The sequence below is a fragment of the Pseudarthrobacter sp. NPDC058196 genome (assembly GCF_042882685.1).
Lineage (GTDB): Bacteria > Actinomycetota > Actinomycetes > Actinomycetales > Micrococcaceae > Arthrobacter.
In genome coordinates this window covers 128124-141725 of record NZ_JBHVVN010000010.1, presented here as the reverse complement: position 1 = coordinate 141725, position 13602 = coordinate 128124, and the positions used below count along the sequence as shown (strand labels likewise).

The following is a 13602-nucleotide window of genomic DNA, read 5'->3' as shown; positions in this document are numbered from 1 at the left end:
CTCCCGGCACGGATTGCACGCTTCGTAAAGGGGACTCCGGACTCTGGCGCGTTCCTGACCGGACGAGAACAATGGCGCCATGATGTTTGAACATGCGGACGGCAATCCCGTCCTGGAACTCGACGATGAGCAGTCCTGGCGGCTTCTGGCGGCCACGCAACATGGCCGGCTGGTGGTTTCTGTCGCGGGCGAACCCGACATTTTTCCGGTCAACTACGTGACCTCCAACCGGAAGGTCTATCTCCGCACTGCGCCCGGGAACAAACTGGCGCAATTGACCATCAATGCCCGGGTCCTTTTTGAGACCGATGGCATCCTGTCTGCTGAGGCCTGGTCGGTGGTGCTCAGGGGTACGGCGCGGGTGCTGAGCAACTCGGACGAGCTGGCCGCCATTGAAGAGCTCGGCCTGAAGACCTGGGTTCCCACGCTCAAGGACTTCTACGTGGAGATCGCCCCCTCCTCCGTCAGCGGCCGGCATTTCGTGTTCGGCGAACAGCCGGAGCGCGAGATCTAGCACTCCTAGACTGGAAGAATGCCGGGCACCTCCAGCGCAGCCGAACCCACCGGGGACAAGCTCTCCCCCGAGCGGCGCAGCTGGAACATGTCCCGGATCCGCGGCAAGGACACCAAACCGGAGTTGCTGGTGCGGCGGCTCCTGCACGCCAGGGGCTACAGGTACCGCCTGCACGGCACATCCGGCGGCACCAAACTGCCGGGCAGTCCGGACCTGGTTTTCGCCGGGCGCCACAAGGTGATCTTCGTCCACGGCTGCTTCTGGCATTTCCATGACTGCCGGGTGGGCCAACATGCGCCCAAGGCCAATGCGGACTTCTGGGAGGCAAAACGCACCCGCACCCGGGAACGCGACGCCGATCAACTCCACCAGTTGGAAAGCGCAGGCTGGAAGGTGTTGACCGTCTGGGAGTGCGAAATGAAGGACCGCTCAGCCCTCGAAGCCCACCTGCTCCAGTTCCTCGAAGCACGCCCCTGACACCGCAATCTTGAGGCAATCTTTGGCGGATATCGCCGCTGTCCTTGATCCGGGCAGGACATGATCAGTGGGTTGTCGCGATACAGCAGCAGGCCATTCGTCGTTCCGGTGCAGCACCCCCTATCCCCTAGCTCCTCCGGGCCAACAACGCTGACTTGAACGCGGTGGCCGACGACGCACTGCTGTTGATCCGCCAGTCGGTTTCCTTCTGCATGTGGAACCAGACGAATCCCATGACGTCAGGCTGCGCGGCCAGGTAGGACACCAGGTCCGTGTTCCACGTCGCCTTGGAACCGCCCAGCTCGCTGGCTGCGGTCTCGGCAACCAGGACCGGTTTGCCCGGGGCCAGCGAGCGGAGCTGGGAGATGCCCGGGGCAAAAAGGTCCACCGGTGAAACCCAGCTGCTCCAGGTTTGCGACGTGCCCCAGTTGTAGCCATCCAGGGCCACAATGTCGACGTAGCCTGCGCCGGGGAACAACCCCGCGAGGTCGGTCGAACCAAAGTAGGGCACGTTTGGCGACCACACCCATTGGACGTTCCCGGCACCCGTGGCGGCAACGACGTCGTGCACATGCCGCCAGGCCGCCACGTAGTCGCCGGATTGGTTTCCGTTGACGCCCTCCGCCCACGGGTACCAGTTGCCGTTCATTTCATGGGCGAAACGCAACATAACCGGTTTTCCCCACGCAGCGATTGACTGTCCCCACTGGGTGATGGTCCCGTCGAAATCGCCGGCGGCCACCCGGTCCAAAGCGTAGGCAGGCTGGTTCACGCCACCGCCCCACGCCCAGGGTTCCCAGGTGACCAAGGGGGTGGCACCCCGGGAGCGGGCGGCGTCCATTTCAGCCACCGGCGGCGCCTGCAGGAAATCCTTGTAGATCATCACCATGGACGGACTTTCCCCGGCAAGGGTGGCCACCTCGTCCAACTCGCTGCTGGCCAACGGGCCTCCGGGATTGGCAACACCGAAGCGCAGGGCCGCGCTGCTGACGGCGGGAGGGGCCGGAGCCGGTGCCGGCTGCACCACGAACGTGGCAGATGCCTTGATGGACGAGGTCTTGGCGGTAATGGTGACGCTTCCGGTGGACGCGGCAGGAATGGTGATGCCGGTACTGAACGCCCCGGTTGAGCTGGTCTGGAAGGCGAAAGTCGCCGAACCCACAATCACCGTCCCGGTGGTGGAGGCCTTGAACCCGGTTCCAGCCACCGTCACTGCCGAACCGGCCGGACCGGACGCGGGGTTGAGCGTGATTTGCGGCGATGTGGCCGCGCTGGCTGGTTGGACCACGGACAAAACCAATCCGGAGGCCACCAACAAGGCAAGGACAAAGGTCTTCAGCGAACGAATCACGGCAACTTATCCCCAGATTTGAAGGCGGCCAGGCCGCTTGTGTGGTAGCGCGAAAAGCACTGGCTTGATGATAGGGCCAAAAACCGCAATCTCATCAAGAAAGCCGCAATTAATTTCCCAACCACGGATGCCGTACGGGAACAGTCCTAACCTGAACAAATACCGGTTCCGACGCGTAACCGCCTGGTTCCAGAGTCCTCAATTTCAGCCGAAAGGAGTGTCATGAGCACGTCAGATGATGCACCCAGACCGCTGGTGGACCCATCGGTCCTGGACCGGCTGCGGGAAGAACTTGAGGAGGAAGAGGGCTACGGCCGGGTCTTCGTGGCGAACTTCATCGACTACCTCCCGGAGCGGCTGGACAAGCTGCGGCTCGCCCTGACCACAGGCGACCTGGAGGGTTCCATGGACGCGGTCCTCAGCCTGAAGACCGCCAGCCAAATGGTTGGCGCTGAACGCCTGGCAGGCATGGCCCAGGACCTGGAGGCTGAAATCAGGGCCGATGCCCGCCACGCCGACATGTCGGTGGCGTTGCCGAGGCTGGCGGCGACATTCCTGCGGCCCATCACCCAGTGCAGCCGGCAGACCATCCACCGGTTGCAGGCTCAGTGCTGTCCCGGCGCCAACCGGTAACCAACGCCGCGGACTGTCTGCAGCCACCGCGGTTGCTGCGGTGAGTCGCCCAGCTTCTTGCGCAGGTTTCCCATGTGGACTTCCACCGAACGTTCGTCAGCCTCGCTGATGTAGCTTCCGACGTCGTAATCCTCGTCCCGGAGCCGGCGCACCAGGTCCGACTTGGTCCGGACCGTGCGGCCCGCCTCAAGGAGCGCGTACAGCAGCTCGAATTCGGTGCGGGTCAGGTTCATTTCCGTGCCGTCGACGGTCACGGTACGGGACGCGTAGCTCAACTCAAGGCCATTGTGGCTGAAGTTTCCACGTTCCGGGTGGGCGGCGCCGTCGGACGACGGGTCTACCGCGACCTCGCCGGGCTCCGGGACGGACCGCGGGCGCCGCATCATGGCAGCGACCCGGGCACGGAGCTCCCTGGGCCGGAACGGTTTGGTGAGGTAGTCGTCCGCACCCGACTCGAGCCCGATCAACGTGTCCAGTTCTTCGGTGCGCGCAGTCAGCATCACGATGTAGGCGTCCGAAAACTCCCGGATCTGCCGGGAAACTTCAAAGCCGTCAATGTCCGGCAGTCCCAAATCCAGCGTAATAACGTCAGGATTCAGGCTCTTGGCCATCAGGACGCCTTCAGCGCCGCCACTGGCGACGGTAACGTCAAATCCAGCCTGGGTCAGCACAGTGCGAACCAGTTCCCGAATGTCGTGGTCATCTTCGATGACCAGACCCACACGTGCCTCACTCATAGAGCCCCCTCAGTGCCAACGTCAGAAGTATAGCTGGCTGCGGATATCCTGCTGGTATGGTCTCGAACACCCCGACTTCTGCGTCTACCGAACGATGAGCGCCCCGACGGCCTGGTCATCGGGCCGGCTGCGGTTTTTCAAGCGGCCCTTCCATGAGTACCGGCTGACGGACCGGGTGGCCTTGAGCCAGATGCCGTTGTTCGTGACCACGCTCCTCACGGCGTTCCTGGTGTGGGCGTTTTTCCCGGACACCATGGGTAATCCCCTGTTCGTTACGTTCCTCATCTCACAACTGGCGCTCATGGCGCTTTGCTACGCCGTCCCGTGGGACCGGTTGCCCTACACCAGTTTCCTGGCCATCCCGGTGCTGGACTTCATCTCCATTGGTGCAGGCCGCGAAGGCGGCCAGGAAAGCCTCACCGGGATCAGCCTGCTGGCCGTGTTCCCCGTCATCTGGCTCTGCGCTTCCGGGTACTATCCCAAGGCGGCGCTGTGGTTCTCCTTCCTGGGTCCATTGGCCATCATCTGGGTGCCGCTGCTCCTGAAGGGCAACTACACCCCGCAGGACTTCGCCCGGTCCCTCCTGCTGCCCGTCATGATGCTGGGGATTGGAGTGTCAGTAAGTGTCCTGACGCTGAGCATGATGCGCCAACAGAACCAGCTGGAGGACAAAGATGAGCAACTGCGGGCCAGCCTGCGCACCAGCAAGCGCCAGGAGTCGCTCCTGAACACCGTCCTCGACACCGTGCACCTGGGTGTGCTGGCCGTGGACGCCGACGGCCACGACGTGCTGATGAACCGGAAGCAGCGGGCCAACCACGAGCTGGCCCGGCCAAAGGATATTGCGGACCCCAATGAGTCCCAGCTCCTGGTCTTCGGACCGGACCGGAAGACTCTGATCCCCGTGCAGGAACGTCCGGTCCGCCGCGCCGTCCTGGGGGAAACCTTCACCGACTACCTGGTGTGGCTGGGTGAGGGAAGCCGGCAACGGGCCCTGGTGACCACGGCGCGGCCCATGAAGGATTCCGACGGCGGCTTTGCCGGCTCCGTGATCGTCTTCAGCGACGTCACGGACCTGGTGAACGCCCTCGCCGCAAAGGACGACTTCGTCTCCAGCGTCTCGCACGAGTTCCGCACCCCGCTGACGTCCATCCTGGGTTACGTCGAGATCCTGCTCGCCGACGAACCCGACCAGTCGCAGCGGGAGATGCTGGAGATCATCCACCGTAATTCCGAGCGGCTCCTGACCCTGGTCTCGGACCTGCTGTCCAGCCGGAACGGCCAGCTGATCGTCACGCCGCACACCGTGGACGTGGCCGAACTGGTACAGGGAAGTGTGTCCTCGGCGATGCCGCGGGCTGCCGCCGCCGGGGTGGAACTGCGTGCCGAAACTCCGCCGCAGCTCGAGGCCCACGTGGACAGCGCCCGGATCTCCCAGGTGCTGGACAACCTGGTGTCCAACGCCATCAAGTACTCCCCCGACGGCGGCCAGGTGGTGGTCTCGCTCGCGCAGGAGGACGGACACCTGGCCTGCAGGGTGTCGGACACGGGCATGGGCATGAGCCCGGAAGACGCGTCGGAGGTCTTCGCCAAGTTCTTCCGCACCAGCAACGTCCGGCGCACCGCGATTCCCGGTGTGGGGCTGGGCCTGCCCATCAGCAAGGCAATCGTCGAGGCCCATGGCGGGACCATCGACGTCGACAGCACGCTCGGCAAGGGGACGACGTTTACGTTCCGGGTGCCCGTCTGATTTCCACGGGCTCAACCACCGGTGGTTGAGCCCGTCGAAACCCGGACCACTTCGCCCCAAGACTGCCGGGCAAGTTCCCGGATGGACCCCAGGATGTCCGACGGCGGCTGGCTGAGGTCCAGCGGGAACTCCACAATGTCGATGTCCGTGTTCAGGATCCGGCGGAGCTTGACCTCGCCCTTTCCGGCGTAGACGAGCCAGGCCGTAGGCACCGCAAGGGCGGTGCAGTGCGCCAGCATCTGGTAGTGGTCAGCGGTCAGGGAAGCACCGGCGTCGGAGGCTGCCCGGTATTTGGCGTTGTAGGCCACCACCGGGCGTCCACCCAGCAGGTGGACGGCGTCCGGGCGGACGGACAACCGGTCTGAATCGCGCACGGCCTCGCTGAGGAGGGCGTTGTAGCGGAGCCGCAGCTCCCCCGGGTAGGCGGCCATCGCGGAGCGCAACGCGGTGCCTACGAAATCCTCGAAAACCTGGGCCATGTCCACCACGAACGACGCAGTCTGCTGCTTGCCGTCGCCGGATTCTGCGGAGGCGTTGCGCAGGATCAGCTCGGCGAGGCGCAGCACGGGGTGGTAGCGGAGGTTCATCCGGGTGGGTGTCCACGGCGGCACCGGGCTGCCGGCTGGAAGGCGGGTGACGGCGTCGAGCTTTCCCTTCAGCTGGCGCAGCCTGCCAAGCACCTCAGGCCGCACGCCGGGCACCTGTCCCATCCGTTCCAAGGCCGCCCGCAGGATCCTGTTTTCGGCGATGTCCTCGGTGAATTCGTCATAGGAGACCTCCAACGGGACCAGCATTCCGGGGCGGCGTGAGATTTGGTCCGAAATCCGGATCCGCCCCTTGACGGTCCTCAAGGACTCGTCCACGGTGAGGTAGCCCTGCAGGACGCCGCGGCCCAGGGCGCGTTCGGCCAATTGCGCCAAGGATTCCGCCAGCGCGCTCCACAGTTCGCGTTCCTCGTCGGCGGCCACAGCGTCCTGGCGGAAGCCCTGTTCCCCCGCATAGCTGAGCAGGAACAGGAGCCTGCCCAGTCCCAGCCGGTCCTTGGGACGGACGTCCAGCTGCACAGTGGAGGTCCGTACGGAGCCCACCTTGCCCACCGGCTCGATCCGGTACAGCCCCATGCCCATGGGGGAAGCCTTCGCCAGGCCGCTGGCGTTCAGGAAGGAAGCACTTGGCGCGTCCAGCCGTTCCACCATGCCGCCGGACAGTTCGTCCAGGACCAGGTGCCGCACGGACACCCGGGGGTCAGCGCGCTGCAATGCGCCCCAGCAACTGGTCCAGCCCGAAACGTTCCTCCAGCTGCGCCCGGGTCAGCTGGCCGTGGTAGTGCTCCTCCAGCAGCGGCATGAGCTCGTATTTCCAGATCCGGCGCAGCCCGGCCGGGTTCTGGGCCGCCGGTTTCATGAAGTAGGACGGACCGATCATCAGGTCCCGGTCCCACTCGTCAATCGCTCCGTTGAGCGCGTCCAGCAACAGCGCCGGGGTGGTGTCCAGCTGCCGGGCCTGCAGGAACCGGAGCAGGGACCCCTTCACCGGCTCCGTCTGCGGGTGCAGCTCGATGAAGGAGAAACGGCGGCGGATGGCGGCGTCCATCATGGCGATGGACCGGTCCGCGGTGTTCATGGTGCCGATGATGTAGAGGTTGTCCGGCAGCGTAAAGGGTTCGTTGGGGCTGTACTGCAGGTAGATCCGGTCATCGCGATACTCCAGCAGGAAGTACAGCTCGCCGAACACCTTGGCCAGGTTGGCGCGGTTCATCTCATCGATGATGAGGAAGTACGGCTTCTTCTCGTTGCCGGGTTTGGCAGCTTCTTCCGCCAGCCGGCGCAGGGGGCCGGCCACCAGTTTGAAGGACACCTGGCCTTCGTCCGTCTTGTCCGGCCGGTAGCCCTCGAAGAAATCCTCGTAGGCGTAGGACGGGTGGAACTGGACCAGTTTGACCCGTTCGTCCGTGGTGTCGTCCGCCAGCTCCGCCGCGAGGTGCTTGGCCAGGTAGGTCTTGCCGGTGCCGGGCGGACCGTAGAGGACCAGCTGGCGGTTTTCCTCGAGCAATTCGGCAATCTCCTGGAGCGGTTCCAGCTCCATGTGCAGGGATGCGGCGAATTCGGGCGTCAGCGGGCGGAAGCCGTCCTGGACGGGAGGTGCGACGGCGGCGCCTTCCGTGTCGGCGTCGGGCTCGGTCTCCGCCTCGGCGGGCAGCAGCGCCTGCAGTGCCTGCACCACCCTGGTGGCGTCCACCACGATGCCGGGCGTGCTGAGCTGGCGCTGGACGTGGCGGGGAAGGCTGGTGGTGGTGTGGCCGTCGTCGAACCAGCGCACCTTGCGCCGCAGCCGGCGGTTGTCGTCGTTGTACTCGGGCTCCCCCAGCACGCCGCCCAGCCGCACCGTGCCGGCGTGCTGGTAGAGCACCAGGTCGCCGGGCTTCATGACCGTGAGGAACGCCAGGGCAGCGGTCTTGGTGTCCTCACGCTCCACGTAGCCAAGGTGCTTGTAGTCCTCGTCCACGGCGTGTTGGACCACGCCTGCACTGACCCCCGGCTCCAAGGGCCGGAGATGTTCGACGTCGAGGGTCACTTTCTCCTCGGCGTGCCAGGCTGTGAGCAGCTCGGGGTGGTCGCCGTGGGTCCGGAGCAGCCAGGCCCGCCGTCCGGGGTCGCCCACTTTGCGCCACTGGCTGACCAGCTGCCGGGAGTACCAGTCGATGCGCTGGCCCGCCTGCTCGTCGAGGTGCAGGCGGATGCGGTGGATGTCCGCGGTGATGTCCTCTTCGCTGTCGCCGTTGGCCCCGCCCACGAGCGAGGCGAACGCGTCACGGATTTCCTGCCGCTCCACATCCGCCACCACCGGCTCGAAGTAGCTGGGCCACGCCAGGAACTCGATACTGCGCCGAATGGCAGGCTGGTCATCCGGGGTGGAGGCTGCGAGGCGGTGGAACTGCAGCGGATCCTTGACGGCGGCCTGCACCACGGCCGCCGGCCGCTGCGCGACGTTCCGGACGAACCTGCAAAGCCACTTGAGGTGGTCCCAGATGGTCCAGTTAAATTCAGCCGTCCGGTCGCGGATCACGCCGTGGTCCGTCATGCCCGCGTAAAGCTCTTCGGGAAGCTCCAGCGGCGGCTCCAGCCAGCCGGCGGCCTCGGCCACGCGGGCGCGCTTGACCTTGAGGGACTTCACTTCATGGGCAAGCGGAAGGGACTGCAGGAAGAGCAGTTCCACCGCCAGTTGCTTGGCTCCACGGGTGGCGCCGTCCAGGTTCTCGCGGAGATTGGTCATCATCGGGGCTTTGGCGTCCGGGATGCCCCGTTCCAGGCGGTCCAGCAGCTCCGAGGCCGCCGCGACCGACCACGTCCGGGTTCGTCCGTCCAGCGGCGACGCCTTCCCCTGCAGGCCCGGGCCCAGGACGAACCACGCTGCGTCTTCTATCTCCTTGGAGATGCCGAGGGCGCGGGTCATGGCAGCAGTGGCGGTGGGGGTCATGCCCTCAAATTTACAGGGTCAAGCTGGGCGGCCGCTCCACACCGCTTGGCCGCCGTCCCCGCATGCCGGGTTAGGCCCCGCCGGCAGACCGCTTCCGGCCGAAGACGAAGTACCCCATCGGTCCGATGAAGTTGACGAAGGACGCCGCCCGCCATGCAGCCTTCGGCCCGTTGATGAGCTCGGCAGGCCGGCGGGAGATATCCCGCTGGGCGGCAATGAGCAGCGACACCTGCACTATCGCCGTCAGGATGGTGCCCGCCTTGCCGGACGGGGACATCTCCTTCCACGTCTTCTTCTTCCGCGCGGCACGGTTCTTGTTGCTGGCCATCGGGTTTCCTTTCGCTGTTCGTCGTAGGTCCAGTCCAGTAGGTCCGGCCGGCCTTGTACAGGGGCTTAGTGCCTGTAGGGGGCCATCCGGTCCTTTTGTTCCTGGGTGAGTCGCAGTACCCGGCCGGAGGCTTCGTCCACGAACGCCAGGTGGCTGCTGGCCTTCACGCAGTCCTCCCTGCTGACGGGGTCCTGGAGCACGTAGTGGATGTCAAAGCTGGCACCCTTCACGGCGCCGATCCATACCTGCACCACAGCGGGGACGTTGCGGTACTCCAGTGTCCTGACGTACCGGACCTTGTGGTCCACCACCAGGGCCAGGGTTCCTGCCGGCAGGTCATTGAAGAGGGACACGTGCGGCTCGATGCCCGGCAGGCCGGCGCCCCTGGGCGGCCCGAAGGCCGCGATCCTCGCCTCCTCCAGCATTCGCACGATCTGGACGTTGTTGATGTGGCCATAGGCGTCCATGTCGCCCCACCGCATGGGCACCAGGACTTCGATCCGGCCGCCCCCGTGCGCGCTCAGCTGTGCACCGCCGTCGAATCATCCACCGGCATCTCGCCTGCGTCCGCACCAGCAAACTGTGACATGTACAGGCGGTGGTAGGCGCCCCCGGCCGCGAGCAGCACCTGGTGGTTGCCCTGTTCCACGATTCGTCCGTTCTCCATGACCAGGATGGTATCCGCATCGCGGATGGTGGAGAGCCGGTGCGCGATCACGAAGCTGGTGCGGTCGCTGCGCAGTGCCGCCATGGCCTTCTGCACCAGCAGTTCCGTGCGGGTGTCCACGGAACTGGTGGCCTCATCCAGGATCAACAGCGAAGGGTTGGCCACGAAGGCCCGGGCGATGGTGATCAGCTGCTTCTCGCCGGCGCTGACGTTGTTGCCCTCTTCATCGATCACGGTGTCATAGCCCTCCGGGAGGGCACGGACGAAGCGGTCCACGAAGGTCGCCTTCGCCGCTGCCATGACCTGGTCCTCGGAGGCTTCGAGATTGCCGTACCGGATGTTGTCGTAAATGGACCCGCCGAACAACCAGGCGTCCTGAAGCACCATGCCCACCTTGGAGCGCAGCTCCGAGCGGCTCAGGTGGGTCACGTCCACGCCGTCGAGCATGATGGAACCTGAGTTGAGCTCGTAGAAGCGCATGACCAGGTTCACCAGCGTGGTTTTTCCTGCACCGGTGGGACCAACGATCGCGACGGTGTTTCCTGGCTCGGCCGTGAAGGACAGGTCCTCGATCAGCGGCTTGTCAGGGGTGTAGCTGAAGGTGACGTTCTTGAAGTCCACATGCCCGTCGGTCTTGGCGGGCAGGTGCTCGGTGGCGGTTTCCGCTTCCTCTTCGTCGGCGTCAAGGAATTCGAAGACGCGCTCGGAAGACGCCACGCCCGACTGGAGCATGTTGGCCATGCCGGCCATCTGCCCCAGCGGCTGGGTGAACTCGCGGGAGTACTGGATGAACGCCGTCGCCTCGCCCAGGGACATGGCACCGGAGGCCACCCGCAGGCCGCCCACCACGGCGATGCCCACGTAACTGAGGTAGGACACGAACTGCATGACGGGGAAGATGATTCCGGAAACGAACTGCGCCCCGAAGCTTGCCTTGTAGAGTGCCTCGTTGCGTTCCTCGAACCGCTCCAGCATGTCCGCGTCGCGGCCAAACACTCGGACGAGGTCGTGCCCGGAGAAGGATTCCTCGATCTGGCCGTTGAGGGTGCCGGTGTTCTTCCACTGGGCCGCAAAGAGTTTCTGGCTTCGAACCCCGATCATGCCGGCGGCCACGCCGGACAGTGGGAGCGCGATCAGGGCGATCAGGGCCAGCTGCCAGGACACGATGAACATCATGATCACGATGCCCACCACGGTCAGCACGGAGTTGACCAGCTGCGCAAAGGCCTGCTGGAGCGCCTGCTGGATGTTGTCGACGTCGTTGGTCACCCGTGACAGCACGTCTCCGCGCTGCCGGGTATCGAAGTAATTCAGCGGAAGGCGGTTCAGCTTGCTCTCGGTATCGTCGCGCAGCCGCCGGATGACCTTCATGACAATGCGGTTAAGCACGTACCCCTGCAGCCACATGAAGATGTTGGCCACGAAGTACATCAGCAGGACCACGGCGATCAGCGTGGTGAGCTTGTCAAAGTTGATGCCGGTGCCGGGTACCAGTTCCATCCGCGAGACCATGTCCGCAAAGTTGTCCTGGCCCTGCTGGCGCAGGCCAGCGACGAACTGCTCCTTGCTGGCCCCTGCGGGCAGCTGCTTGCCGACGACCCCGGCGAAGATGACGTCCATTGCCTGGCCCAGGATCTTGGGGGCGATGACGTTGAGGACCACGGAAACCACCACCAGGCCCACCACGGCGTAGATGCCAACGGCTTCGGGCTTCAGCAGGCCCATGAGCCGTTTAGCCGAGGGCCAGAAGTGGTCGGCCTTCTTGGCGGGCATGGCGCCGAACATGCCGCCGTCCGCTTCGGTGGGCGTGAATTCCTCCTCGACAAAGTCCTCGTCCCCGGGCTGCGCGGCAGGGAGCGGTCCGGCGTCCGGCGCCGGTTGCGTGGCCGGCACGGTTTCTTCCACCGGGCTGGAGTCCTTCTTGCGGGCGCTCATGCCACTTCCTCCACGCTCAGCTGGGATTCGACGATTTCCTGGTAGGTAGGCGAGGTTTCCAGCAGTTCCTCATGGGTGCCGCGGTCCACGATCCGGCCGTTGTCCAGCACCAGGATCTGGTCGGCGTCGGTAATGGTGGAGATCCGCTGGGCCACGATGATGACGGTGGCGTCCGAGGTTGTGCCTTTGAGGGCTGCCCGGAGCCGGGCGTCCGTGGCCACGTCCAGGGCCGAGAAGGAGTCGTCGAAGAGGTAGACCCGGGGTTTTGTCACCAGCGCACGGGCAATGCAGAGGCGCTGGCGCTGGCCGCCGGACACGTTGGTTCCACCTTGTGCGATCCGCGAGTCCAACCCGTTCTTCTTCTCCCGGACAAAGGACTCTCCCTGGGCGACCCGGAGTGCGTCCCACAACTCCTGGTCCGTGGCTTCGGTCTTGCCGAACCGGAGGTTGTGCTCGAGGGTGCCCGAGAACAGATAGGGACGCTGCGGCACCAGGGCCACGCGTTTGGTGATCTCGGCACGGTCCATGCGGTCCACCGGCACGCCGTCCAGCAGAACCTGGCCGTCCACGGGGTCATACAGCCTCGGCAGCAGGGACAGGAGGGAGGTCTTGCCCGCACCCGTGGAACCGATGATGGCGACGGTCTGTCCGGGACTGGCCGTGAAGCTGATGTTGCTGAGCACCGGAGACTCGGCTCCCGGGTAGGCGAAGGTGACATTGCGGTACTCCACCACGCCGGCCAGGGAGGCCGGGGCCTGCGGGCTGTGGGGATCGTGGATGGAAGGCTCCACGCCGAGCACTTCGCCGATGCGGTCCGCGCAGACGGAGGCGCGCGGGATCATCATGGCCATGAAGGTGCCCATCATGACGGCCATCAGGATCTGGAGCAGGTACTGCAGGAACGCCGTCAGCGACCCCACCTGCATGGCCCCGGCGTCCACCCGCTGGCCGCCAAACCAGAGTACGGCGGCGGTGGACAGGTGCAGGATCATGCTGATGGCCGGGAACATCAGGACAAAGAGAGCCCCGATCCGGAGCGACACGTCCGTGAGGTCCTTGTTGGCGCCGCCGAAACGTTCCGTTTCGAACGGTTCACGCACGAAAGCCCGGACCACCCGGATGCCGATGATCTGCTCGCGCAGCACGGCGTTGATCCGGTCGATCTTCCGCTGCATGGTGCGGAACAGCGGCATGAGCCGGACCACGAGGTACCCCACCACCACCGCCAGCAGCGGGACCGACACCCAGACGAGCCAGGACAGGTTGAGGTCCTCACGCAGCGCCATGATGATGCCCCCGATGCACATGATGGGGGTGGCAACCATGAAGTTCAGCCCCATGAGCAGGAGCATCTGCACCTGCTGGACATCGTTGGTGCCGCGGGTGATCAGGGTTGGGGCTCCGAAGCCGTTGACATCCTTGGCAGAGAAGCTGGTGACTTTCCGGAACACAGCGCGGCGAAGGTCCCGGCCAACGGCCATGGCTGTGCGGGAGCCGAAATACACGCCGGCAATTGCTGCACCGACCTGGGCGAAGGCCACCAGGAGCATCATGGCACCGGTACGCCAAATGAAATCGGTGTCTCCGCGCGCCACCCCTTCATCGATGATCTGCGCGTTCAGGCTGGGAAGGTAGAGCGCGGCGATAGTGGACGCGAGCTGGAAAACGACGACAGCCAGGATGTACGGCGAATACGGTTTGGAGTAGCGCCGAATGAGGGTCAGGAGCATGGT

The 13602-nt window shown here is 65.1% G+C and carries 12 protein-coding genes; 4 read left to right on the top strand and 8 right to left on the bottom strand.

The annotated features are described in order from the left end of the window. The first annotated feature begins 79 nt into the window (after positions 1-79). Together ACFVVC_RS15645 and ACFVVC_RS15640 are read left to right on the top strand one after the other, a co-directional pair. Positions 80-514: a pyridoxamine 5'-phosphate oxidase family protein gene (locus ACFVVC_RS15645; RefSeq protein WP_387455096.1), complete on the top strand. Its 435-nt coding sequence runs from the start codon at positions 80-82 to the stop codon at positions 512-514. Between the two features lie 18 nt (positions 515-532). Further along, positions 533-991: a very short patch repair endonuclease gene (locus tag ACFVVC_RS15640; protein ID WP_387455093.1), complete on the top strand. Its 459-nt coding sequence runs from the start codon at positions 533-535 to the stop codon at positions 989-991. 127 nt (positions 992-1118) lie between these two features. On the opposite strand, the gene ACFVVC_RS15635 is transcribed toward ACFVVC_RS15640, so the two are convergent. Continuing rightward, complete coding sequence (locus ACFVVC_RS15635) at positions 1119-2342, bottom strand: glycosyl hydrolase (protein WP_387455091.1); 1224 nt, start codon at positions 2340-2342, stop codon at positions 1119-1121. Between the two features lie 222 nt (positions 2343-2564). On the opposite strand from ACFVVC_RS15635, the gene ACFVVC_RS15630 reads away from it, so the two are divergent. Continuing rightward, a complete protein-coding gene (locus ACFVVC_RS15630) occupies positions 2565-2975 on the top strand; it encodes an Hpt domain-containing protein (RefSeq protein WP_387455088.1) in 411 nt (136 codons plus the stop codon). Here ACFVVC_RS15630 and ACFVVC_RS15625 read toward each other — a convergent pair. Then, positions 2948-3712: a response regulator transcription factor gene (locus tag ACFVVC_RS15625; RefSeq protein WP_387455085.1), complete on the bottom strand. Its 765-nt coding sequence runs from the start codon at positions 3710-3712 to the stop codon at positions 2948-2950. The genes ACFVVC_RS15630 and ACFVVC_RS15625 overlap by 28 nt on opposite strands. Before the next feature lie 94 nt (positions 3713-3806). Here ACFVVC_RS15625 and ACFVVC_RS15620 point away from each other — a divergent pair, with 94 nt between their 5' ends. Then, entirely contained in the window at positions 3807-5462 is a 1656-nt protein-coding gene (locus tag ACFVVC_RS15620; RefSeq protein ID WP_387455082.1) for a sensor histidine kinase, read from the top strand. A gap of 11 nt (positions 5463-5473) precedes the next feature. On the opposite strand, the gene ACFVVC_RS15615 is transcribed toward ACFVVC_RS15620, so the two are convergent. From ACFVVC_RS15615 to ACFVVC_RS15590, 6 genes are all read right to left on the bottom strand, one after another. Further along, a complete protein-coding gene (locus ACFVVC_RS15615; protein ID WP_387455079.1) occupies positions 5474-6721 on the bottom strand; it encodes a restriction endonuclease in 1248 nt (415 codons plus the stop codon). After that, the gene (locus ACFVVC_RS15610; RefSeq protein WP_387455076.1) at positions 6708-8939 is read right to left on the bottom strand and encodes an McrB family protein; all 2232 of its coding nucleotides are present in this window, start codon (positions 8937-8939) and stop codon (positions 6708-6710) included. The genes ACFVVC_RS15615 and ACFVVC_RS15610 overlap by 14 nt, the downstream gene beginning before the upstream one ends. 70 nt (positions 8940-9009) lie before the next feature. Further along, positions 9010-9267: a PLD nuclease N-terminal domain-containing protein gene (locus ACFVVC_RS15605; RefSeq protein ID WP_387455073.1), complete on the bottom strand. Its 258-nt coding sequence runs from the start codon at positions 9265-9267 to the stop codon at positions 9010-9012. Between the two features lie 65 nt (positions 9268-9332). Next, on the bottom strand, positions 9333-9749 hold the full coding sequence (locus ACFVVC_RS15600) for an acyl-CoA thioesterase (RefSeq protein WP_387455071.1): 417 nt from the start codon (positions 9747-9749) through the stop codon (positions 9333-9335). A gap of 38 nt (positions 9750-9787) precedes the next feature. After that, a complete protein-coding gene (locus ACFVVC_RS15595) occupies positions 9788-11869 on the bottom strand; it encodes an ABC transporter ATP-binding protein (RefSeq protein WP_387455068.1) in 2082 nt (693 codons plus the stop codon). Next, complete coding sequence (locus ACFVVC_RS15590) at positions 11866-13599, bottom strand: ABC transporter ATP-binding protein (RefSeq protein ID WP_387455065.1); 1734 nt, start codon at positions 13597-13599, stop codon at positions 11866-11868. Before ACFVVC_RS15590 ends, ACFVVC_RS15595 begins: the two co-directional genes overlap by 4 nt. Positions 13600-13602: the final 3 nt, after the last annotated feature.

Excerpts from the sequence above, each read along its gene's own strand:
- ACFVVC_RS15645 (WP_387455096.1), top strand. The coding sequence starts at position 80 with ATGATGTTTGAACATGCGGACGGCAATCCCGTCCTGGAACTCGACGAT.
- ACFVVC_RS15640 (WP_387455093.1), top strand. The coding sequence starts at position 533 with ATGCCGGGCACCTCCAGCGCAGCCGAACCCACCGGGGACAAGCTCTCC.
- ACFVVC_RS15630 (WP_387455088.1), top strand. The coding sequence starts at position 2,565 with ATGAGCACGTCAGATGATGCACCCAGACCGCTGGTGGACCCATCGGTC.
- ACFVVC_RS15625 (WP_387455085.1), bottom strand. The coding sequence starts at position 3,712 with ATGAGTGAGGCACGTGTGGGTCTGGTCATCGAAGATGACCACGACATT.
- ACFVVC_RS15620 (WP_387455082.1), top strand. The coding sequence starts at position 3,807 with ATGAGCGCCCCGACGGCCTGGTCATCGGGCCGGCTGCGGTTTTTCAAG.
- ACFVVC_RS15610 (WP_387455076.1), bottom strand. The coding sequence starts at position 8,939 with ATGACCCCCACCGCCACTGCTGCCATGACCCGCGCCCTCGGCATCTCC.
- ACFVVC_RS15605 (WP_387455073.1), bottom strand. The coding sequence starts at position 9,267 with ATGGCCAGCAACAAGAACCGTGCCGCGCGGAAGAAGAAGACGTGGAAG.
- ACFVVC_RS15600 (WP_387455071.1), bottom strand. The coding sequence starts at position 9,749 with ATGCGGTGGGGCGACATGGACGCCTATGGCCACATCAACAACGTCCAG.
- ACFVVC_RS15595 (WP_387455068.1), bottom strand. The coding sequence starts at position 11,869 with ATGAGCGCCCGCAAGAAGGACTCCAGCCCGGTGGAAGAAACCGTGCCG.
- ACFVVC_RS15590 (WP_387455065.1), bottom strand. The coding sequence starts at position 13,599 with ATGCTCCTGACCCTCATTCGGCGCTACTCCAAACCGTATTCGCCGTAC.